The organism is Methylomonas methanica, assembly GCF_001644035.1.
Taxonomy (GTDB): domain Bacteria; phylum Pseudomonadota; class Gammaproteobacteria; order Methylococcales; family Methylomonadaceae; genus Methylomonas; species Methylomonas methanica_A.
The window spans coordinates 1-23,017 of record NZ_LUUG01000045.1; the positions used below are offsets into that span (position 1 = coordinate 1).

Genomic DNA, 23,017 nt, shown 5'->3' on the forward strand with positions numbered 1-23,017 from the left:
TTAAGTCACGGATTCAGGATATAGACAAAAAATACTAAAAATATAATAACTAATAACACCGATTGCCATCCACAAATACCGATTCTTTTTTGTTTGCTTTGCAGATTTAAAAAACCAGACTGCAATAAATATTGCTCCAATTGCCAACATGATTAATAACTCGTTAATTTTATTTTATAAAACACTGAGAATGCACTATAGCTACTATTTATTTAAATCAGAAACCACAGATATCAGCAGCCATCATTAGTTTATTATGAAGCCATTAAAGTTAATACATAAACAATATAGTCATTAAATAGCATAACGATTTATTTTATAAAAATAAATTCGTTAAGATCATATACCCAGCCAACAATAGATTGTTATTGTTGGCTGGACGTTTTATATGTGATTTTTTGTAATTAATTAACGTTTTTTGGAATTGTCTTGATTGATTAGTTCGGTTAGTTCGGACATGCGAGTTACTTGTTGCAACAAAATACCTCCAACAGCAAGTGCAAACCACACACCGATAACGAAAGCATAATGCATATAAGCACCAAACAGTTCTTCTCTAAACCAAAATGTATGCCCCCATTCGTTAAAGCCAACAGCAACAAAAATCATAAAGGGGCCCGCAACAGCCAAAGTCAACGGTAGCGAAACGTTTTTGGCAAATAATGGTAATTGGGTACGCGCATATAGCCATGATGAAACTCCCATGATGGTATAAAACGGAAAGCACAGATAAAATTCAACGACATGATTGGCGGTAAAAATGTTGTCGCGAATAGCAGCTTGATGCCAGGCATTATCTTGTTCGGCAAAATAACTACCTGCCCAATAAACTGAAAAGGTATAAATGCTGATCCACATCGTCAGATTCAAATAACGTCGTAATTCCTCGCGTGGAGATAGTTGATCAAGATGTAGATCACGGTTTTTCCAAAAATAATAGCCAAGTGCACCGATCAAACTGAGTTGAAAAATGACTTCTATATAAAACAAATTCATCCAGTATTCCTCAAAAAGAGGATCGGTTGAATCTAAACCCGTAGCAGCACCAAAAGTATATTGATAAGCCGTGATCGATACGTACATAAGCAAAATTGCCAAGAAAGACACAGCGTATCGTTTAAAATCCTTCAGATACCACTGTCTATCATAGGTTTCAGTGCTGGATGATGAAATAATTTTATCAGGTGCAGTAACCATAATAATTTCCTGTTTATATGTAGATATAAATAAATGTTGTTTTATTTGTATTCAGGTATCAAAGACGCCGAAATACTTGATAGATAGCGATTTCCCTGATCATCGAATAAAAACAACAACCCTCCAAAGCGACTATCGGCATCACCAATAACACTGGAGAGATGTTCGATTTCCCAGACAGCATCAGATGCCATGATTTTTACAACTTTGGCTTCACCGGGGTGAATCAAATCGTTTGGTTCAATTTGCATACCGTTTGTCGCCAAATATTCTGGCGGCGTATGACTGGCATCAATGTTCATATTTGAATTAATAAAACGCACAGATCCAGTGGTAAACTCACCAATCTGCAAAGTTTTTTGACTATCGTTTTTGATTTCCACCATCATCATCATTGATCTCTGGGGAATATTGTAAGTAGCGCGTTTAATTTTTGCGTTAACCAGATCGGCTTGTTCAGGTAACGGGGGGATAAGATCCAATGAAGCTTGTAACGGTATGGTTTCCGGATACTGACTGTTTGTCACAAAATAACCGCTCAAGACAATGACAGGAACCGCGACAAGTATCGCCTTAGCCAGATTTTTATCTTTAGGAGTTACCAATTTATCTTCTTCGCCCTTATTCACCATGGCATAGCGTGGAATAAACAACGGACGTCGAACCCACCAAACCAACCAGGCTATTCCCAGAATCATCCACAGCATATGCCAACGAACACCGTTGGCAGTGCCGTAGGTTTCTAAATTGATCATTTCTCCCTTGACAGTTTCGACATTGTTTGTGAACGCATTGGCATTACCGGTAATCTCAACCCATTGCCCAGGTCCCGCAACATTACCTGTATCTATGATATTAAACGAAGGATGAATGTGATAACGCCCAGGAATTCTGGCCTTAAGCTTCATTTTGAACTCATAATCACGACCAACTTTTAGGGGTAATGAGTTCAAATGGGCTTCGCCGTTGATCCACCGTTCTTTACGGAGAAATACTGGACCAGGAGCGATGACACCCAAATAAGCGGCTTCTGGCTTTGGAAGACTATTAGGCCAATCTTCTGCAACATGAACTTTACCGGTTATGGTGAGTTCATCATTAACAGCAACCGTACTAGCTGACCAGTTAACGTCATACCATTGAACCGTTCGCATGCGGACAAAAGGCTCTAAAGAACGTTCACCGTGAGCCCAAGCAGTTGACGTTGAAAGAAAAAGCCCACTAAGACAGATGGATGAAAAAACAAATAACTTCAATAGTTTCATGTTTTTTCTCCTATACACGTTTCAGGTAACGGACAGTGGCAAAGGCTTTACCGATATACCAACCTGCGGCATAAACCAGGATGCAGAGTAGCGCTGCAAAAAAGGCGGATAAAGGAGCGGCCATCTGGCCATATGTTCGTAATGTGCCTCGTTCTATGATGCGTAGATATTCCGGCATACCCGCCCGTAAGTATTCAAAACCAAATTGATCGGCGATGGTTTGCAATCCACCTTGCCATTCAATTGGAACATGGAACATAGCAAAAATAGGCCAGTTAGTTGGATAGAATAAAAGCGCAAAAGAAGCGCCCCCTGCAATCGCAGTCACTAGAAAACTAGGTGACAACATCAAAATAGCATCCAAAACTAAGGCGCTAGGAATCATGGTGGCTGGTAGCACAAAATTTAGTGGGTAATTGGTCCAAATTTGATAGGCGGTCACGCGAGTGATCCACATGCCCAGCATTAAACCCACTACTGATAAAGTTGCACCCATAGGCAAACGAAAATGGGTCCATAATACCGATTGCACTGCTGCGGGCCAGGCAATCATCAGAACGGGCGTCACAAGCGGCCAATATTGCCGGTCTTTCCAATCGAGCCAAAAATCCCAGTCGCCCACCGTTAGCATGAAATGCAGATGATAAGAGCCAATATATAAAAATCCGGCTAACACCAAGATTAGATAATCATAAATCCTGGAGACCGTGGCGGTTTCTTTATCAAAACCGGTGGATACGCTAATTGTTGACATAATTCACTCCTCGTCGCAATTTGCAACATTATTTGTACCGTTCGGTACATTTTGGCGCAAAAGAAACGCCTAAATATAACAAGCACTTACTAATCCAAATCACTCAATGCATTAGATATAATATGACTAACCGAATTCATGGGAAGAGTTTCGCTTCCCGTCGCCAGTAAACCGTAAAATAGACCAGTTAGAAAATCAGCGAGTGATTCAGGATCTTTATCGGTTGAAATTTCCCCTGAATTTTGCCCCTTGATAATCGCCGACTTAAAACCTTTTTTAATTCCTCCAAGACCCTGCTCAAAGTACTTAGCAATTTTTGGATCTTTCTGCCAGAAAAAAAAATGAACAAAACAGTTATAGAGATTGGACGTCATCGTAGCTTGAGTTACTGCGTCTTTAGCTAAAAAAATCTGTGTCACGAAAAGTCCTCACGCATTGCGCCATTCTGTACCGTTTGGTTTTTTTGGTGCGCATAAATATATAAATATTCAGTTAATAAATGCCGTTTTTAAGGTATTACTTCATTAAGACTCACATATTGATTATCTCCTTGTCGCTTATTTATATCGACTAGTACAGTATTGTTACAAAAACATCTATTTTTTAGTTTATTAAAAATCAATCCAGCAGGATAAGTGCATTTGAAATAACCTTTTCTAAAGTTTTACGATCAGGGTTGGCGCTACCCATAACTTGCAAACCATAAAAAATACCAGTAAAAAAATATGCGAGCGAGTCGGAATCTTTATCAGCAGCAATTTCCATATCTTTTTGACCTCGAATGATGACCTGACGGAAAGCATCTTCGACTTGTTTGATACCGCCTTCAACTTCTTCAGATATTTTTGCGTCAGTTTGCCAAAACTCCAACGCAGTTTTTCCAAACATGCAACAACGCTTGTCTTCAATGGCCCTATCCATAACTCTAACCAAAATCCGCTCAATCGCGTTTTTGGCAGGTAAACTTGCCGTGATATCGGCTATTTCGCGCACCATAGCTCGCTTACTTCTATAAAGTTTCAGCGCATCTAAAAATAGCTCATGTTTGCTACCAAAGGTTGCATAAAAACTTCCTTTTCCTATGCCCATGTTGTTCAAAAGGTCACTCAGAGAAGCTCCTTTATACCCTTTATCCCAAAAAACATACATCGCTCTAGTAAGAGCTTCTTGAGTATCGAATTCTTGATATCTTGCCATAAAACTTAAATTTTAATATACCATTTGGTACAGAATCTACACTATATTATCAGCCATGTCAATCAATCTGAGCATTTTTTATCGGCGTTCATAAGTCAATTGAAGTCGACGGCAGGCAGCTGCGAACGTCTTTGTTGGTCAGCGCCGTTTCATTGCACCATTGGATTTCGCCGCCTTCAGCCTTAGCTTGGGCGGCAATCACAGGATAGTGTTCTTCAGCCAAGCTTTGACGGCTTCCGGACGTTGTTCGTAGGCTTTCTTGATCGGCTTTTACGGCGTGAAACCCTAGTGTTTAGGGCATTTACATTACCAAAGCCTATTGACATTTCTTGGCGGATTGCAGCCTGGGCATTGAAAACCGGATGAGGCCATCGGGCCTGAAGTAACGCTTCGGCGCACTGGCTTTCAGTGCCGTACTGCTTCATGAAATCCATCAAGCTGAAGCCTTTTGAAATTGGATCGGTTTTTTTTCATGGCACGGATCTCCAGGCAGATCAAGGCTTCAGTTCGACTAACCGAATGATCAAAAGTTGCTGAGGGTCGTGGGTAATCAGGAAAAGTTATGTATTTTCCAAAGCGGGTTATTGATTTATCAATTCCATCAATGTGCTCATACGAATAACGCATTGGGGAAGAATTCCTCCCACCGCAAGCGCGAACCGAACTCCAATGACGAAAGCGTAGTGCATATAGGCACCGAACAACTCCTCGCGAAACCAAAATGTATGCCCCACTCATTGAAGCCAACGGCAACAAAAATGATAAATGACCCGAGAACGGCAAGTGTTAAAGGCAGAGAAATTCCTTTTGCAAATAATGATAATCAAGTTCGCGCATAAAACCACGATGCAGAACCCATGATAATGTAGAACAGAAAACATAAATAAAATTCAACTACATGATTAGCAGTAAAAATACTGTCCCAAATTGCCGCCTGATGCCATGCATTATCTTGTTCAGCAAAAAGCTTCCTGCCCAATAAACAGCAAATGTATATATGCTAATCCACATGGTCAAAACAAGATACGCCAAAACTGGCTGGTTGAATGAGTTCTTATCGCAGACTGCCAGAAATAGCGAATTTATTGCATTTTAAAATTACACTAATTTTGTTGAATAGGATAATCCTATTCAATCATAGAAAATAGGTATTTTACTAGTCATAAAAATTGGTGTTTTATATGCGCTACCATTTAGATAGCCATACAATAAACTTATGAGTTCAGCAAAATTAATTGTAATTTACCCTGTGCCGACCGATATGAAAACTTTTGAACGTCGCTACGCAGATGAGTATATCCCAATGGCTGTCGAAAAACTGGCAGGTAAAACCTCTTTCGTGGCTTCCTTTTTCCACTCCAAGGTCAACCACATTCGCAGTGGCCTCTGCGGGATACCCAAATGATTTAGTTTTTTGTAACTTCAGAGCACATTGATGGAATTGATAAATTAAGTGCGCGCATTGAAAAGAAATAATTATTTAAAATAAAAGTCAGTATTTCGCCGGGTATTACATTCTTTTGTTTGTATCCGGTGAGATGCTACCATTTTATATTCTGTAAACAGGGTGGACGGTTAGCTCCATCAGTAACTATATGACCAGCAATATCTACCAGCCATATAAACTCCCCCAAGGGTTGATGGATGAAGGTAATTGCTACTGGTTGGTCTGGTGGAGCCAACCGCCCATCCCGCTTCTTGAAATGTATTTCATTCGATTGGGAGCACAGATATCAACAGAGTGAGAGTGATTTATGCATCTTGTCTATTTACGTAAACTAAATAAAGATAATATATTGGTCAATAAAGTCAAGATTGGAAACAATTTACAGATCTTCATCATCAAAATATCAGTACATTTGATGCGCGTGTACTGGGTTTGGGGGCGTTTCTCCCAAGCATTTTCTTACCTCCAAGAGAAGAATGCTAGAACTAACTCTTTCGCCATGTGGCGAATAGGTGATGAGGGTTTTTTTTACAAATGCATTTGGCTATTTACTTCTCAATAGACAATACATGTTGATCATTAATATATCTATAAAACATAATATTATTAAAATCAATAAATTGCATAACGATATATTTAAATTGCAAATTTGAAAACAAGACAGAATATTTATTTTATTTGGCGTTAGCAGGATGTTTATATCTTGAATGAACGTCGGCTTTATCAACGTTATCGAGTTAATTTTAGTTATGCTTTTGGAGCTAAGTAGTAAGAGGTAATATGAGGAATCATACCAGTAATATGGAACAAGTCGGACAGTATCTGCAGCAGTGGATGATCATAATAGTTTCAGAGCGTTATGCGTAACATGATAGATAACGACATTCTTCATCTAAGCAGACCAGGTTGCAGTGACGAGCATGATCCGACAGCAATAACTGTGGATGTTGCACAGCAGTCCATTATAGATTGTGTCAAACCATTAGCTAGTACGGAGCAAGAACGATTACCGTTGCGACAATCCATTGATCGCGTCTTGGCTGAAGATATTATTGCTGAAATGAATGTCCCCCCTTATGACAATTCGGCGATGGATGGGTTTGCCTTGCATGCCGATGGTATACCGCAGAACGGGACGGTCACATTAAAGGTAGTTGGAAATAGTTTTGCCGGTCATCCATTTTTTGAGGGTTGTACAAGCGGCGAGTGTGTTCGCATAATGACGGGTGCAATGATTCCGGCGGGTTGCAACACTGTAATCCCGCAGGAGCATGTCGAACTGCTCGGCGCAGAAAGCATTAGAATCGATGGTCGTGCGAGACTAGGAGAAAATGTCCGATTCGTTGGCGAGGATATTCGTTTAGGGCAAACTGTGTTGACTTGTGGTCGACGATTAACGGCGGCAGATTTAGGGCTGTTATCTTCCTTAGGCATCAATAATGTTGCAGTAATGCGGCGCTTGCGGGTAGCCTTTTTCTCCACCGGTGATGAATTGCAGACAGTTGGGGAAGCCTTACAGCCAGGACAGATTTATGATAGCAATCGATATACGCTGTTTGGAATGTTGAGCCGCCAGCATTGCGATATAACTGATCTGGGCGTGGTTGGCGACGATCCCATGCAAGTACGCAATACATTGCAATTAGCTGCGAAGAGTCATGATGTCATTATCAGCAGCGGCGGAGTGTCAGTCGGCGAAGCCGATTATATATATCAAGTGTTGAACGAATTAGGCGACATTATCTTTTGGAAGGTGGCGATGAAGCCAGGACGACCATTAACCTTTGGCCGCCTGCAACAAGCATTGTTTTTTGGTTTGCCAGGCAACCCTGTAGCGGTAATGGTAAGTTTTAGCCAGTTTGTGCAGCCGGCCCTGCAGCGTTTTGGTGGCGAAATCGCGCGTCCGCCTTTAATTTTACGAGCGGTGACCAGTTCACTTTTAAGGAAGCGAGCGGGGAGAACAGAGTACCAGCGTGGCATTTTGAGTCAGGCGTCTGATGGCGAGTTGACAGTATGCAAGACAGGTGAGCAAGGCTCCGGAATTTTACGTTCTATGTCGCAAGCCAACTGTTTCATAGTCTTGACCGCCGATCAAACCCGAGTGGAAGCTGGTTCAACGGTAATCGTGCAACCTTTTGCTAGTTGGCTATAAAGTTTGAATGGAATGACTGAGCTAGTACGAACCGATTAATTCAATATAGAGGCGCCCCCCTGATTTGGGCATAAACCGTCATATTTAGTTGGTCGAGTAGCCCAAAGGAATCGCACCTTCAGGCTATCACATATCACGCAACGGTACGTGAATATCTCGATTCATACCGCTCTTATCGTTCAGTCATTCCGGCGAAGGTAATATGCCAATGTGCGAACAGGCCTGAGTTTTGCAGTGCTATCTTTTCATTCCGACCGTGAAAACTATCACCTCATAAAAAAATGAAGTGCCGCTTTCCTGTCTTGACGAGCGTTCAACAAAAAATCTATGATGTAGCCTTCTTTGTCGAATGCCCGATGGAGATATTTTCATTCGCTTTCACCTTAATATACTCGCGGGATTCTGAATCGGCTCAAGCCACAAAAGTCCGCGCAAATGTGCTACCCAGATGCTTATTGCAATTGCTAAAGAGAGGCCTGTTTTGCTCGCTGAACACGGTATCATAAGTCGCCTTATTGTCCGGGAGTCGATCGCCTTGGTGATGTGACTTCTTTCATGAAGCAAAAAAGCAAATATTGGAGCGCAAATACTTTGCGGGTTGAAGCGGTCAGATACTCATAAATAAACCAAACTGAAAATGCAGATGTTTTCAAGTCTTATGGTTTATTTTAGTGTGTCTATATAGGTATCGCCAATTATATCAATATTTTCGAACTTATGCTTTTCGAGGACACTTTTTTTTAAGATGTCTATCTCTCGTTAAATGTTAAACAAATCAATAAATTGGTCTGATAACATTTAACGAGTTGACACACCGAAAATCTAAATTAACAATGGGAAGCTATTCCTTTAAACCGAAAACGCTGTAGAAAAAAAACATTAACGAAGGAAAAAAGGCAATTATAAACCCCAAAATTACTGCGAATATATATCTGTATTTATACACGAATAATAATATTGGACGAATTGCTTCTGTTAAGTGACTATACTGTTTTTTAATGATATTTTCCAATTTCTGCCCCTCTTTTTATAAAACTATATCGAATTATGACCGTTAGCTACCATTATTTACAAGCTTTTTAGGTCACTTAATACGGTTAAAATTCATGACATATTTTACCTATTCGGTTTATGCTTGGTTTACTTGATTAAAAATCAAAATTCAGACCAAATACCTTTGGCTCCAACTAGTATAAACGTTATGAATTGACCCAATAAAAAAGCAGTCCAATCTCTAACAAGAGTTTTTTTATATCATTCATTATGTACCACCTCAGATGCAGACATCCTGTTTCACTGTAAATTACTTTAATTAGAGCACAAGCCTATTCATTCAATAAGATTATTTATACTGCTTACCATAGGTTTATCATATAGCTATTAGAGTGACACATATTTATTTTGCTTTAGGAAGATAAACTAATAATCGCAACCCTTTTATTGATGCGCCTAAATTCATTTTAAATTAAATCAGACGTGTTTGTAAAAGACTAATTTCCCATGAAAAAATAGGGTTTATTTATGGATTAAAACTGCAAGTAAGTTCTTAATTTCAGTGTTTTTCTGATTCTGCAGATAATAAATCGCATATATCTGGCGGTTAATTTCAGAATTGCTAAAATAACGGCAGGCACGTGATCGACGTTTGCAGGGCAGGCTTATACTCTGAGTAGACTGCTTATCAGAGTTTGGTTTATGGATATCACTTTTTTACCCAGCGTTTTTCTTCATCATGTCCGCCACCCCACAACATGGGGAAAGCATGTAAGAGACCAGGGAAAAGCGCTTCCATACTTTCTTGCGCGCCTTTGGAACTTCCGGGTAAATTAATAATTACTGTTTTGCCGCGGATACCGGCTAGTTCGCGTGATAACATTGCATAAGGTGTGCGTTCTTTACCATAGCGGCGTATAGTCTCAACTAAACCGGGCGCCTCTTTTTCGATGACGTTAGCCGTTGCTTCCGGAGTTATATCTTTAGGACCAAAACCCGTTCCACCGGTTGTTATAATCAGATCAATATTTTCATCTGCCAGTTGCCGCAAGCGATTTGATATTTGGTCTGAATCATCAGGTATAATTTCATAGACCGGAACCGAGAGCTCTTTATCTTCCAAAAATAATTTGATGATTTTTCCAGATGTATCTTCGCGATTTCCAGCATATGTTGAATCAGAAATAACAAGAACAGCCGATTTTAATGGTTCAGCAAAATATTCTTTAAAACTGCTTTTCCCGCCCTTTTTCTTAACCAGCCTTATACAAGAAAAAGAGATATTGTCATCTAAAGGTTTAAGCATATCATAGACATTTAATAGCGCGCCTGTAACTGCAGCCATAGCTTCCATTTCAACACCGGTTTTCCAGATTGCTTTTACTTCCGCTGAAATTTTTATTGTGTCTTTTTCGATATCAAAATTTATATCAACCCAATCTAAAGGTAGGGTATGACAAAAGATGATCCAGGATGCAGCATTTTTTGCAGCGGTTATACCTGCTGCCCGTGCAACCTGTAAAACATCTCCTTTAGGGACAGTTTTTTCAGCCACCCGTTTTATTGTTTCCAAATTAGCTGTCAAAATTCCTTCGGCTTTTGCATATCTTAATGTATTAAATTTTGGACTAACATCAATCATTTTGTAACCCTTGACTCTTAAATTATTTATTTTTTGCATTTTGTTGAACATACAAACGATCAGAAAATTATATTTTCAACTGACCTTACAATTTCTGAAAAAATGTTCTAAAAAGCTAATCCTGAACCCAGCGCACAGATTCATCTTCCATAATTTCTTTTTTCCAGATGGGAACTTTGTGTTTAATATCTTCAACAATCTGTTCCATCGCTTTAATACTTTCTTTACGATGCCCAGATGAGCAAAAAACAAAAAGTGATAACTCTCCAGTTTTTACCAGTCCAGTACTATGAAATATGTGCACGCAATTTAATGGCCATTTTTCAAAGGCTTCTTCACGAATTTTTGCAAAAACTTTGTTGGCCATATCCCTATAAGCTGAGTATTCAATTCCAGCTACATGTTTGCCTACTTTTTCATCCGCACGTACTTGACCGAGAAAAATAGAATGGGCACCTATGCCATGATTAGAGTTATGTGTTGCTATTTGCTCACCGATAAAAACCGGATCAATCGCACCCTGGACAAAATAATTTTTATCTTTCATTGTTCTCATTGTTCTATTTTTTCTTTTTTCAGCCAGGCTGCCAAACCGCCTTTAAGATTAAATACATTTTTAAGGTTATGATGATTCTGCAGCATTCTAACCGCCTTGGCGCTGCTGATTCCATGATCACAATAAAAAACAACCTTGTTGCCGTTTCTCGATATTTTATCAATGTTAGCCTGCAAATCATTTAGTGAAATGTGAACAGAATTCGGCAATTCCATTTGAAATTCACGTGCCGAACGAGTATCAACCAATTGTATTTTTTCTTTTTTTTGTAACTTTTTGTACAAATCAACAGCGCTGATTTCATTTATTTTTTGCTGATTTGAACTGCAAAAGTATTCATAATCAAATGATCCGAAATCCGAGGCATTTTGCAAAGCTAGCTGTACAGCCTGTTCGTTTCGTTGAATGGAAAACTGCATCGTTTGATTATTCAATGCATCAAATATTAAAATTTTTCCAGATAAAATTTCGCCTACTCCGCAGATCATTTTTATAACTTCGTTTGCTTGTAAGTTACCGATAATTCCCGGCAGAACTCCAAGCACGCCATTTTGCGAACAATCCGGTGCTTTTTCGGGTGCCGGCGGCTTGGGGAACAGGCAGCGATAAGTTGGCCATTTATTGCCTTGACCATCTGTAAAATTTAATACACTCACTTGTCCCTGAAAGCGGTCTACTGATCCTGAAACAAAAGGTTTGTCCAGATAAACACAAATATCATTAATTAAATAACGGGTTGGAAAGTTGTCTGTCGCATCAATAACGACATCATATTGGGAAACCAAATCGACGGCATTTTTCGAAGACAATCTTTGAGCATATGCCTTTAAAACAATATTAGGATTGAGATCTTTTAAACGATTTACCGCAGCTTCAGCTTTGAATTCTCCAACTTGTGAAAAGCCATACAATACCTGGCGATGCAAATTAGAAACCGCAACTTTATCGGGGTCCACAATACCAATCCTGCCGATACCAGCTCCGGACAGATACATTAAAATAGGGCAGCCCAATCCGCCTGCACCGATGACCAGCACGTTTGCTTTTTTTAAAGCCTGTTGTCCTGTTTTGCCAATTTTGGGTAAAATCAAATGGCGATGATAATACTGAATTTCCTCTTTATTTAGGTTCATGGCTGCCTTTAAAAAATCAGCCCCCAGCAAAGGGTGGCATAATTGCAACTATATCGTTATCAAAAAGACGGTGATTGTCTTCAACCATTTGCTGATTTACAGCCATTCTATAGGTATAGTCTATTAAGTCTGGATAATTTGTGATTAATTTTCTCTTTAAATCAGTCATATTATCCGTATCTTGAATCGTCAGCATGTTCTTCCCCACCACATCACTCAGAACACCAAAAAAAATTACATTAATTTGCATAGTTTTTCCTTACGTTTTAATGGAAACTATTTTTGTTTGTCTGTTTAAAAAAATTATAGCTATACTCTAATATCAATCCGGCTATCAACGCGATCGTCAGATTTCGTGTGGTAAAAGAAATGAAACCAACAGCAATCGCAACTGCCAACAGTAATAGTGTTCTCAAGTTATCAATAGAGCCAGACTATTCCAAAAGTCAAAATCTGTTTTTAAGTTTTTTCATCATCCACCTATCTGTGCCATTGAAAGATGTTTTTTTGAAAAATGAACTATTTGCTGTGTTCGCTGTTCCGATTCAAATCCGTCTTTTGCCCTTTTGGCCACGGCCTCTCCAATTGCCGTTTTTATTTCCTGATCACTTTTCCCTGAACGTAGCATGTCTTTTAAATTTATGGCGCCATGATCATAGAGACAGGTTTTGAATGTACCGTCGGGAGTGAGCCTTAAACGACTGCATGTTGAACAGAATGTTCTGGAATGGCCGGCGATGATGCCGACTTTTCCTCTAAATCTGGGGATTCCAAAAATTCGGGCAGTTGAACTCATTTTAAGATGTTCGATCATTTCTGGGAAAAAATTCTGCAACGTGCTGATAATTTCTTCTGCAGAATATATTTCGTTTGAAAAACACCCCCCATTAAATGACATTTGTTCAATAAAACGGACTTCGACTTTATTGCTTTTGGCTAACATCGCAAAATCAACAATTTCATTGTCATTGACGCCTTTGAGAACCACCATGTTCAATTTTACGTTCAGATCTGTTAGCAGAATTTTATCAATGTTATTCCACACCCGTTCAAAATCATCACGTCGGGTAATTTTATAAAAAACGTCTCGCTTCAATGAATCAAGACTGATGTTAATACTGCCTGATTTTATTTTTTGAAACAATGGGATGGTATCTTCTAAAAAATAGGCATTCGTTGTTAAATTGATTGTTTCCAGTTTTTCATATTGGTTTATTCTGGTTAAAAAATCAGGCAGACCTTTACGAACAAAAGGCTCGCCACCGGTAATACGCACCTTGGTTACACCTAAATCCAGAAAGAGTCCAAGAAGATGTTCCATTTCCTGAAAGCACAAAATATCATCACGCGCTTTAAGATCAATACCCTCCTCTGGCATACAATAAGTACAACGAAAATTGCAACGGTCGGTAACGGCAAGCCGCAAATAATTTAAATGGCGCCCCTGGGGATCAATCAATTGGGAACCTGTTGAATTTTCTGGATTTGTTGTATGTAAGTAAGTCACACTCATGTTACTCCTTTCCTAGTACAGGAGGCTTTGCTATTTCCGGCAAAACCTTATCAGCCATGAACCCTATATAGTCATACTTAATAGTCATACTTAGGTAGGCTCGAAGTTAATTTAAATAGTGCGTAAAACTATACAAAAATATTTTCACTGATCGTCTATCTTAAAAATATAGAAAATCAATGTCATATGCTGTTTGTTTTTATTTAGAGTCAGGCTTTTTGGGCTTTACATACTTTTTTATGTCCGAATTTCATAAGCTGCCAACAAGGATAAATTATCGAGCTCATGCTAATGTTTACGATTAATGACAAGCAATTATTGTTGGTAAATTTATGATCTTACAACTTATCGGCTCGACGCTCTTCAAGATAGGAAAAAACGATTTAGAATAGTCGGTGAATAGAGGCTATCATTCAAATCGAAATGATAGCTCTCATCTTCTTTATCAAAGCTTTGTTTAAAGCTACTTTTAAGTCTGATTACCCTGTACGTGCTACAAAAATTTTATATTGCATAACTTGTCCCTTCTGTTCCGTCCTCCACTTTATAAACTTTGCAAGCCAGTCCTCTGAGTTGGAAGTTACCTTGTTCTTTATCACAGTATTCGTCAGAGTCATGAAGGATGACCGCATCCGCCGATTTCCAGAGACTCGATAACGCCGCTCCTGGTTCTTCACTTCCTGTTGTTTCCGGGTACCACCAGCCATGAGGAACCCTGACCACGTTAGGATGCGTGTCGTTGCTGAGCCACGACCTGAGTTTTATTCTTTTTCCGCTAGTTGATTCCACCCATGCCCAATCTCCATCCGACAGGTCCAAATCGTACGCCGTATCAGGATGAATTTGCATACGAGGGTCCGGCTCACGACCACGCAGCTCTTTAATAGACCGGCCAAGGCCAAAACTGTGAAACCAATAGTTTTCTCGCATCCCGGTAAAAAAAGTCAATGGATGCGACTTAGCCAACTCAGGTTTCCTTACATGGCTATCCGGTGGCTCAATCCAGCTTGGTAACGGATCATAACCAAGCTCTTCGAAAATGCTTGAATAGAGCTCGACTTTCCCGCTAGGAGTGCCAAAGCCTGTCTGTTCGTACTTCTTGAAACCGAGTTCAGGGGCAGACGCTCGATCTTGGGTTGATAATTTTTGCCATGTTAAACCTGCTGGTGCCAACCGTTCATCGTAGGCCTCTTCCATGCTTTTCCATGGCCAATCTTTTTCCTGTCCTAGACGGACGCCAAGCTCACGCCATAACATCCAGTCGTGCATACACTCTTCTGGCGCCTCCACCGCTTGCTCTCCTCCTTGATAGATTGGAATCCAATCCCAGTAATTAAACAAGTTCGGCCTTTCCAGCCAATGGGTGGCCGGCAAAATATAATCGGCGATTTGGGCCGTGGGTGACTTAATAAGATCCATGACAACTAACAGATCCAGATTCATCAACCCTTCGTAAATGTGAGTAGTGTTGGGGTAACTGTTTAAGGTGTTGTTACATTGCGATATAAGTGCCCTCAAGCGGTAAGGCTTGCCAGTTTTCATTGCCTCCCACATGCTTGCAGGATGCGCCATTGCGCCGCCGGATACCTGGTTTGAATATTTCTTGCCCCAGACCTTTTCCATTGCTGGACCAGTCTTTTCGAGTGTTTCCCAGCTCAAGAGCTTAAAGCGATCTACACCGAGTTGTTTCTTGCGTTGTTCAGGAGATAGCCTCTCATTGAGTTCGAATTCATCATCCGATGAAATTTCCGGATGGTACCCCATCAACAATTCGCCTCCGGGTACATCGAGATTACCGGTGATGGATCTCAATATGGTTAAGGCTCGCAAAGTCTGAGTGCTATTGGCATGATGATCAGGCACTGCTCCCCAGGGGATCACAGCCGGACCAGTAGTAGCATACATACGGGCAGACTCACGAATCTTATCCGCTGGTGCTCCAGTTATTTCTGACGCCCACTCCGGAGTGTAATCCTTCACTCTTTCAGTGAGTTGTTCAAAACCAACCGTCCATTTTTTTACAAATTCTTTGTCATAGAGGTCTTCATAGATGATCACATTGATCCAGGCCAGTAAATAGGCGCTATCCGTAGCAGGTTTAACTTGCAGAAAAATGTCCGCTTGATCACTGTAGCTATTACGGCGTGGATCTGTAACGATTAGTTTTGCTCCTCTATCCAGGGCATCCTTAATCCACAGATACTCAGCCGTCCATCTTTGCGGTCCCGGAGCGTGGCCTAAAAGTACGATGCATTTGGTATTATGAAAGTCTGGAAACTGCCAAAAACCGTAAGTCGCTTTACTGGGCACTGTGGAATTGGCTAAACACACGTATCCCGTCCAAGTCCAGTTCGGACTCCCCAGTAAGTTCATAAATCTTCGTGAGGCCGCACCAGCATTAGAGCTCCAACCATAAGTGCTGCCGATTGTTTCCGGCCCATCTTCGGCTATCAACTTCTTCATCTTATCGGCAATTTCATCTAAAGCTTGTTTCGTGCTAATTTGTTCCCATTGACCCGAGCCGCGCTCACCGACTCTTTTCAGCGCATGCGTTAATCGGTCTGGGTGGGTAATGTATTTATTTGCGTTAGCTCCCTTGATGCAGATCGAATTCGGAGTAAGGGGGTGATCTGGGTTTTTTTTGATCGATTTCACCTTACCGTCTTCAACGGTGACAAGAAGTCCGCAATTGATATCGCAGGTACTGCAGATGACCCATTTCGTTTCTTTGCTCATTTTTAGCCTCTTAAACTTGTTTTTACTGATTATCAATCGCCTCTACTAGGCATGGTTAACGCTTCTAATAGAGAGTCGAGATGTAGCAGTTGGCTAAAATTTACTGTAACTCCACAAGATTGTTAAATACCAATTTCCTATCGATCAATAGATGCAACCTATACATAAAGAAATGATACAAAAACCAAACTACCATTTAACAAAATGACCCGTTACTTTTCAGGGTATAACCAATCTTTCCACGCTCTTTATTTGGTGAGGTTTTCATTGATAGTTAGAGTTAACACCTGCTCGCGCAGTTTTAAGTAAATTCACCTGACTTTATCCACTACAACTCAATGCCGACGACAGTTTTCCTGGTTTTTTAATTCTTTATATCTTCACAGTTCAGTGATTTCTAAGTTTGGATCACACCGATATTGTCGAAAACATCACTCTCTAATCTGAGCATTGAAGCATTTCTGTCTCAACTTTTTCACTTTCAGATTAATGTCTAGAAGAGAACTCGTCGCATTGTTCAGGCTTGTATTAGCAAAATTCTATTTTCCATGAAATAATAGATTTTTCCTATTCAATGGACACTAACATGGAAATACAACAAATACGTTACTTTCTGGCAGTCTGTGATAAGAGTTCATTTACCCGTGCAGCGCAATCGACCTATGTGGCACAACCTTCCCTGACACAAGCAATAAAGAAACTGGAAGAAGAGCTAGGCGGCGATTTGTTTATTCGAGATCGTAGCGGTTGCCAACTTACACCTCTGGGACGTTTCGTCGAGCCAACCATGCGGCAAATATTTCGCGAAACGCAAAGTATCAAAGCCGATGCCATTCGATTCAATCGTTTGAACACAGTACCGTTGCGTATCGGCGTAATGAATACCATTTCTGCGCAATATTTGAGTCCTTTTTTTACTGACTTTCAGCAAGAGCGGCCACATGTAGAGTTGGAATTGATAGTGGATTGCGAAAGCAATTTGTTGAAGTTACTCGATGACGATACTCTTGATTTGGTCATCAGCGCACCAAGCACGCTACCGATTGGACACTATCATTCGTTAAAGCTTTATGAAGAACGCTATGTGGTGGTCTTCAACGACAAACACCGTTTCAATCAATTTGAGCGAATCGATTTGGTAGCGATTCAGCAAGAACCCTACCTTGATCGTCTCAACTGCGAGTTACGCGAAGAGTTACGAAACGTCTGTCAAGATAAACAAATCAATCTTTATGCCGCATACAGGAGTAATAGTGAGGAATGGATATTGAGTATGGTACGGGCCGGAATCGGTATAGCATTGATGCCTGAATTCACCATACCCAAAAAAGCGGACAACCTTAATTTTCGTTATCTGTCCGATCCTGAAATACTTCGCACAGTACAAGTTTTTTTTCAACCATCATCGACAGCAAACCCTGAAGTTAATCAGCTACTGGAAAAAATACGCGTGAATTTTTGACCTTCGTATTCGATATTTGGCAATAAAACCGAACTCATAAATACCAGTAGTAGAGCTTATTTACCTTGGCGACACTGCCTACTTCTCTTTAAATGACGGTGATTGTACTCAGGGCGGGGCGAAATTCCCCACCAACGGTATCCAGGCCAATCCGGGGAATCCGGGGAATCCGCGAGCGCCGTAGTTTCCGAAATTGGAAATCCAGGTCAGCAGATCTGGTGAGATGCCGACGCCGACGGTGATAGTCTGAATAAAAGAGTACAGCGTAAGGTGGCCCATTCACATACCGTGTTTGGAAGATTTATTCTTGCTCGTTAATTTTTTTTCAGCCCTGATCCTGGTGTTTCCATAACTTTTTTCGGAGCATTACCATGAATCAGACTTTACGATGATGCGCACCAACATCTAGAAAACGCGTTGGCTGCGTTACAACGAAGCCAGGGCGTGTTAGTTACGCAACCCACTCGACGATACGAAAGTCGTCCCCGCTTTACGTAACTCGTTAATGATGCGTAATCGACCGTAAACAGGAAAATCCAGCACAAAAGACAACACTTCTAGTTCGGTGACGTCGTCAACCCGATTTTTCAGATTTGACTGGCAATGGCTTTTATCATTATCAAATAGATTGTCGACATCTCCCGATTCTACTGCCGTTTCACAGCGATAAAACGTATCTAGCGACAGCCCCCATGACTTTGTAGGCTTTTAGATACGTTACTCCATTACTCGGCCAGATTCAGCAAACCGACTATAGGTTTAATGATTCGTGCATCTTTTTTATTCATTATTCGGGTCACATCCTTGCGGATTATAAATGCGTACTGAAGAAGCGGGATATTTTTCTAATAGCTCGACAGAACGAATTGGTCTAAGTTGAAATTCGCCATTACAATTTGGGCAACGCCCTCCCAGTTTGGTATCTGCACATTCTCGACAAAAAGTGCATTCAAAGCTACAGATCATAGCTTCCGATGAATCAGCAGCAAGATCTCTATCGCAACATTCGCAATTGGGTCGGAGTTCTAGCATAACATACTCCTAAAATAGTAATTTCCACATAATTATACCCATTCTAAAAATCGATAACTTCCACTTCCGCCATTAAAAATAACGGCGCTCCGCCACTCGATATTTCAATAGCATGAGCCGCAGTTTCTTGGCCTCCAGGTGAGCCTAAACATACTATTAAATCAGCAGTTGAATTGAAATAAATCTCTGCTACACGATGATACCTTGCTGGCGCGTTATTAACATTAGAGGTTATTAGTGAAGTAACAACTTTCGTTTTTCCGACTAATTTTTCAATTGCCATTGGTATATGCTCTTCAGCATAACGACGCTCGAAATCTTCTAAATTACTAGGAACTGGATATATCACAATTAATTTTGACTGTTTCATAAATTTTCCAAAAGAGTTAAAAGTCAATTTATATTAGAATCCAATCTCGCCATTTGTAAAATAATTTTTTCCTATAAAAAAATAGGTTTTATCAATACAAGTCAAAAAGTTAGCGAATAATTATAAACTTAAGGCGCATCTAAAAAACAGCCGTTTTGAACGATATTAATTTAGAATTCCGTAAAATAATTTCAATATTCGACCATTTTTCCATCAAAACGGCCTGTTTTTTCCCAAAATAAGCCTCTTTCTGAGCCTATTTTTGAATTTCTGATGCAATAATACGCCGACGTTCATAGCCATCACCCCGGATGACATTGGCAATTAGCTGTCAGAAAGGTCAAACAGGCGGCGTTTTTGGCTACGCCCCGACAGCGAATTTTGGCGTAACCAAAGCGGATTTTAATGTCCTGCAATACATGCTCAAGCTTGGCTCTAACGCTCTCCAATTCGCTCAGGGTCTGACGCAGTCGCTGAACCTGCGCACAATCGTCGTTCGTTAGCGTATCCAGTTTGCCAAGGCACACCACGATCACACAAAACGGTGCATTTTCGATAAGCATTTCCGGACGTTTGTCCAAGCCTTGATGACCGGCATCGCTGCCTATAAACTATTCCTCGCCATGCAGTAAAGACGCGGTTTCGGCAATGTCGCTGACATGCCTTGAGGTGACTTTGAACTTATGTACCAGCCCGATCTCGTGGTCGACGCCAATTTGGAATTTGCTGACGAAAAACATTGATTGCCTTTCTTGCCGGCTTGCATCTCGGGATCGCGCGACTGGCTTTTGATCTTGGTCAAGATCAGAGCAGTAATCAGACAGGCATTGATGATGCCGGTTATTAAAAACAGCGGGCGTTCACTCAGCATTTAGTTGATGGCTTGGAATATTTCTTCGGTCAAACTGCGCTGCTCCAGTAAATGCCTAAACTGCAAAATCGGGCTTTCATACGGCACAGCGTCCAGTCGAATACCGCAAAAGCGCTGCAACGATTCAATCAATCTCGTACAACGCGTCTTCCATGCCAGGGTCGGGGTAGTTGTAAACAATCCGTGCCAAGCGAACATGTCGCATGGCATTCAAAACGGCCTACGCCCCACCCCTTGCCTGATACATATAGTTACTTAATCACCGCCATCATCACCTGTCACGGCAATAAGTGTCCTTGTTGATTGAGAAACTTTTCTCGCCGCATGACTTTGCCTTTGTTGTTGTATTCGGCATCAGTGAAACTGAGCTGCTCGTATTGTTCCATGCGCGTCATCTCCAAAGCGGGGACTGACTCTCTAAATTATATCGCTTATTAATTCAGTTTTTTAAGACCGTTTTATGTGCAAGGAATTGATTTTGTTATAGAACAATGACAATGTTACGAATTAATCAGAAGTTTTCTAATCAAACTGACTCATATCGTTAGTAACTTCACGATATAAACTTACTATATATTATGAATCTATTGCCAATATCTATATTGACTTCACTTTTTGAATGTAGTATGCTTCTGTGATTGATAAATTTGATCAAGTAGTCAATTAAGGAGAATTTATGAATGAAAAAAATAACGCATTATGTGAAAAACACCGTGATATGTGTTCTATTTCTCGATCGATTGACAAAATTGGAGATTCTTGGAGCCTTTTGATACTTCGTGACTTGAGTAATGGCCTATCAAAATATGAAGAGCTTAAGAATAGCCTCGAAATTCCCCCTGCTACGCTGAGCAAACGCCTGTCTGCGTTGGTCGGAGAAGGACTGTTGACAAAAGAAATCTACCAAGATAATCCGCCTCGCGCAAAATATGTACTTACAGATATTGGTAAGGATTTCTTGCCAGTATTGGCTATCATCATGATGTGGGGCAACAAGCATGCTTCGCCAAATGGTATTGATACGCAGCTGGTTGATAGTAAGACGCACAAAAAAGTCGTTCCCATTATCGTGGATCGAGAAACTGGTAAAGAGATCGACTTCACTAAAATCATCTATGCAGGCGGACCAGCTAATTCGCCAGGTAAAATCAAGCGTCTTAAAGAGCGCGGCATTCCACTGAATGCTGCAAAATAAAAATTAAGACAGAAGATAACCATAGTGTGACACCGAAACAAAAATTAGCCCGGCCGCATAACCTCTACTTTTGAATTTGCTTAAAAATGGGAGATTACCGCAGGGACCCGGTCTTGGTGGAAAAGTGGCAGGCCGACGAATTTCCGGCATTGAAGGCTGAAACGAAACGCACGGGTGCGGTGATTTATTTTGCCGATGAAGCCGGCGTTCGTTCTGACTTTCATGCCGGTACGACCTGGGCGCCGGTGGGTCGGACGCCGACCGTGAAGATGACCGGGCGTCGATATGGATTGAATCTGATCTCGGCGGTCAGCGCGCGAGGCGATTTTCGCTTCATGGTGCAAGAATGCAACGTCACCGCCGAGGTGTTTATCGAATTTCTGAAACGTCTACTACGCGGTGCCGAACAACCGATCATCTTGGTCGTCGACGGCCATCCGATTCACAAGGCTAAGAGCGTTAAAACATTTGTGGAGCAACAGCAAGGCCGGTTGCAGTTGGTTTTTCTGCCACCCTACGCGCCACAACTCAATCCGGACGAACAGGTCTGAGGCCATATCAAACCGCGCATCGCCAAGCAGATGCCGGAAAATAAAATCTAATTAAAGAAACTCGTTCAATCCGCCATGCATCGATTACAGAAACTCCCCCAAGTCGTGAAATCTTTCTTTAAACACCCAGAGTGTCAATATGCTGGCATGTGACAATACTTTCTTCAGGAGCAGTAACAATTTTCCGCATAATTTTTCTCAATCAACTCTTTAGCAGTTGATTGTGCAAATAATACAGGATCGCAACTATTTTTCATTTGGGCTTGAATTATAGCGCCAATCAGTAACTGCGTGAATTGTTCAGCCATTTTTGTTGAAACATCTTTAGAGAAATCATAATTAAGCTGCTCATAAAATAATTTTATGAGTGTACTGTTAAACTTTAGGGATTGATCTTTAATAAATTCAAGGTCCATTGATGTTTCAATAAAGACATTAATAAAAGCTGATCCACGATAGCCTTCCATGGAAGATAGTTCGGCAAAATAACTAAATATTGCAAGCGCTTTTTCAGTGCATATATTTTTTTTCTGCAATTCGGCACGTAATCTATACTCTAACACTTTACAATCTTTTTCTAAGTATTCTTTTATTAAGTCATTTTTTGATGGGAAATATTTATAAAAACTCATTTTGGCAACTTCTGAGCTTTTAACTATAGCATCTACACCTGTAGATTTGATTCCTTTTTTATAAAAAAGATCAGACGCTACATTTAAGATATGGTTTTTTAGTGCATTATTTTCATTCATAATAATTAAAGCTGTGCATATTAAAATTATTTAATTGTTTTATCTTGTCTTATTTCTGGCGAGTGTCGGCTTCCGGCGGGAAAGATTGCTAGCCATTCCTGACTAGCAATCGCGCCTACACCGCCACGTGATTACCTGAAACGCCCCAGATTGTCCGTGTCACATCGGCTTTGACCCAGCAAGGGGATCAAAGCTTTGG

Annotated in this window: 21 protein-coding genes, 5 pseudogenes and 2 riboswitches; of the genes and pseudogenes, 5 read left to right on the forward strand and 21 right to left on the reverse strand. The window is 40.6% G+C overall.

Annotation, left to right across the window (positions count from 1 at the left end):
• Positions 1-408: 408 nt before the first annotated feature.
• The 8 genes and pseudogenes from amoC to A1332_RS26465 all read right to left on the reverse strand — a co-directional run bounded on the left by amoC (position 409) and on the right by A1332_RS26465 (position 5,392).
• The gene (gene amoC, locus A1332_RS02940) at positions 409-1,197 is read right to left on the reverse strand and encodes a bacterial ammonia monooxygenase, subunit AmoC (RefSeq protein WP_033193892.1); all 789 of its coding nucleotides are present in this window, start codon (positions 1,195-1,197) and stop codon (positions 409-411) included.
• 41 nt (positions 1,198-1,238) lie between these two features.
• The gene (amoB, locus tag A1332_RS02945) at positions 1,239-2,462 is read right to left on the reverse strand and encodes a bacterial ammonia monooxygenase, subunit AmoB (RefSeq protein ID WP_064007081.1); all 1,224 of its coding nucleotides are present in this window, start codon (positions 2,460-2,462) and stop codon (positions 1,239-1,241) included.
• A 10-nt stretch (positions 2,463-2,472) separates the two neighbouring features.
• Positions 2,473-3,216 (reverse strand): bacterial ammonia monooxygenase, subunit AmoA, encoded by a 744-nt coding sequence (gene amoA, locus A1332_RS02950; protein WP_020481746.1) that lies wholly within the window; start codon positions 3,214-3,216, stop codon positions 2,473-2,475.
• An 89-nt stretch (positions 3,217-3,305) separates the two neighbouring features.
• Entirely contained in the window at positions 3,306-3,635 is a 330-nt protein-coding gene (locus tag A1332_RS02955; protein ID WP_064007082.1) for a hypothetical protein, read from the reverse strand.
• A gap of 199 nt (positions 3,636-3,834) precedes the next feature.
• Complete coding sequence (locus A1332_RS02960; protein ID WP_064007083.1) at positions 3,835-4,413, reverse strand: TetR/AcrR family transcriptional regulator; 579 nt, start codon at positions 4,411-4,413, stop codon at positions 3,835-3,837.
• A gap of 121 nt (positions 4,414-4,534) precedes the next feature.
• Positions 4,535-4,698, reverse strand: a pseudogene (locus A1332_RS25190) (IS630 family transposase); the annotation flags it as partial.
• Positions 4,699-4,752: 54 nt separating this feature from the next.
• A pseudogene (locus tag A1332_RS26460) lies at positions 4,753-4,906 on the reverse strand (transposase); the annotation flags it as partial.
• Between the two features lie 88 nt (positions 4,907-4,994).
• Positions 4,995-5,392 (reverse strand): annotated as a pseudogene (locus A1332_RS26465) (methane monooxygenase/ammonia monooxygenase subunit C).
• 237 nt (positions 5,393-5,629) lie between these two features.
• Here A1332_RS26465 and A1332_RS24590 point away from each other — a divergent pair.
• Both A1332_RS24590 and glp read left to right on the forward strand, forming a co-directional pair.
• Positions 5,630-5,782, forward strand: a pseudogene (locus tag A1332_RS24590) (ethyl tert-butyl ether degradation protein EthD); the annotation flags it as partial.
• 937 nt (positions 5,783-6,719) lie between these two features.
• Positions 6,720-8,012: a gephyrin-like molybdotransferase Glp gene (gene glp / locus A1332_RS02970; protein ID WP_064007085.1), complete on the forward strand. Its 1,293-nt coding sequence runs from the start codon at positions 6,720-6,722 to the stop codon at positions 8,010-8,012.
• A gap of 266 nt (positions 8,013-8,278) precedes the next feature.
• Here glp and A1332_RS26470 read toward each other — a convergent pair.
• From A1332_RS26470 to A1332_RS03000, 7 genes and pseudogenes are all read right to left on the reverse strand, one after another.
• Positions 8,279-8,368, reverse strand: a pseudogene (locus A1332_RS26470) (IS6 family transposase); the annotation flags it as partial.
• Between the two features lie 1,346 nt (positions 8,369-9,714).
• On the reverse strand, positions 9,715-10,698 hold the full coding sequence (moaCB, locus tag A1332_RS02975; RefSeq protein ID WP_082879501.1) for a bifunctional molybdenum cofactor biosynthesis protein MoaC/MoaB: 984 nt from the start codon (positions 10,696-10,698) through the stop codon (positions 9,715-9,717).
• A gap of 64 nt (positions 10,699-10,762) precedes the next feature.
• Positions 10,763-11,194 carry a molybdenum cofactor biosynthesis protein MoaE gene (locus A1332_RS02980; protein ID WP_231886509.1) on the reverse strand — a complete coding sequence of 144 codons (432 nt, stop codon included), beginning with the start codon at positions 11,192-11,194 and terminating at the stop codon, positions 10,763-10,765.
• A 5-nt stretch (positions 11,195-11,199) separates the two neighbouring features.
• Positions 11,200-12,336 carry a molybdopterin-synthase adenylyltransferase MoeB gene (gene moeB / locus A1332_RS02985; protein ID WP_064007087.1) on the reverse strand — a complete coding sequence of 379 codons (1,137 nt, stop codon included), beginning with the start codon at positions 12,334-12,336 and terminating at the stop codon, positions 11,200-11,202.
• A gap of 16 nt (positions 12,337-12,352) precedes the next feature.
• A complete protein-coding gene (locus A1332_RS02990) occupies positions 12,353-12,586 on the reverse strand; it encodes a MoaD/ThiS family protein (protein ID WP_064007088.1) in 234 nt (77 codons plus the stop codon).
• A 222-nt stretch (positions 12,587-12,808) separates the two neighbouring features.
• Entirely contained in the window at positions 12,809-13,849 is a 1,041-nt protein-coding gene (moaA, locus tag A1332_RS02995) for a GTP 3',8-cyclase MoaA (RefSeq protein ID WP_082879512.1), read from the reverse strand.
• Positions 13,838-13,967, reverse strand: a riboswitch (molybdenum cofactor riboswitch). It overlaps the preceding gene by 12 nt.
• A gap of 386 nt (positions 13,968-14,353) precedes the next feature.
• Entirely contained in the window at positions 14,354-16,585 is a 2,232-nt protein-coding gene (locus A1332_RS03000) for a molybdopterin-containing oxidoreductase family protein (RefSeq protein WP_064007090.1), read from the reverse strand.
• 586 nt (positions 16,586-17,171) lie between these two features.
• Between A1332_RS03000 and A1332_RS03005 the strand changes: the two genes are divergently transcribed.
• The gene (locus A1332_RS03005; RefSeq protein ID WP_064007091.1) at positions 17,172-18,047 is read left to right on the forward strand and encodes a LysR family transcriptional regulator; all 876 of its coding nucleotides are present in this window, start codon (positions 17,172-17,174) and stop codon (positions 18,045-18,047) included.
• A 100-nt stretch (positions 18,048-18,147) separates the two neighbouring features.
• Positions 18,148-18,313: riboswitch (FMN riboswitch) on the forward strand.
• A gap of 514 nt (positions 18,314-18,827) precedes the next feature.
• On the opposite strand, the gene A1332_RS26475 is transcribed toward A1332_RS03005, so the two are convergent.
• From A1332_RS26475 to A1332_RS25870, 5 genes are all read right to left on the reverse strand, one after another.
• Positions 18,828-19,079, reverse strand: a complete 252-nt coding sequence (locus A1332_RS26475) for a DUF1272 domain-containing protein (protein ID WP_082879502.1) — start codon at positions 19,077-19,079, stop codon at positions 18,828-18,830.
• 43 nt (positions 19,080-19,122) lie between these two features.
• Positions 19,123-19,449, reverse strand: coding sequence for an EthD family reductase (locus tag A1332_RS03010; protein ID WP_064007092.1), 327 nt, complete (start codon positions 19,447-19,449; stop codon positions 19,123-19,125).
• Between the two features lie 302 nt (positions 19,450-19,751).
• On the reverse strand, positions 19,752-20,012 hold the full coding sequence (locus A1332_RS25865) for a hypothetical protein (protein ID WP_231886510.1): 261 nt from the start codon (positions 20,010-20,012) through the stop codon (positions 19,752-19,754).
• A 48-nt stretch (positions 20,013-20,060) separates the two neighbouring features.
• Positions 20,061-20,189 carry a hypothetical protein gene (locus A1332_RS26265; RefSeq protein ID WP_269454636.1) on the reverse strand — a complete coding sequence of 43 codons (129 nt, stop codon included), beginning with the start codon at positions 20,187-20,189 and terminating at the stop codon, positions 20,061-20,063.
• A 131-nt stretch (positions 20,190-20,320) separates the two neighbouring features.
• Entirely contained in the window at positions 20,321-20,452 is a 132-nt protein-coding gene (locus tag A1332_RS25870; protein WP_231890196.1) for a transposase, read from the reverse strand.
• Between the two features lie 544 nt (positions 20,453-20,996).
• Here A1332_RS25870 and A1332_RS03020 point away from each other — a divergent pair.
• Positions 20,997-21,515: a winged helix-turn-helix transcriptional regulator gene (locus A1332_RS03020; RefSeq protein WP_020481766.1), complete on the forward strand. Its 519-nt coding sequence runs from the start codon at positions 20,997-20,999 to the stop codon at positions 21,513-21,515.
• An 86-nt stretch (positions 21,516-21,601) separates the two neighbouring features.
• Positions 21,602-22,066: an IS630 family transposase gene (locus A1332_RS03025; protein ID WP_064007093.1), complete on the forward strand. Its 465-nt coding sequence runs from the start codon at positions 21,602-21,604 to the stop codon at positions 22,064-22,066.
• Between the two features lie 164 nt (positions 22,067-22,230).
• On the opposite strand, the gene A1332_RS03030 is transcribed toward A1332_RS03025, so the two are convergent.
• Positions 22,231-22,818 (reverse strand): TetR/AcrR family transcriptional regulator, encoded by a 588-nt coding sequence (locus A1332_RS03030; protein WP_064007094.1) that lies wholly within the window; start codon positions 22,816-22,818, stop codon positions 22,231-22,233.
• Positions 22,819-23,017 lie beyond the last annotated feature (199 nt).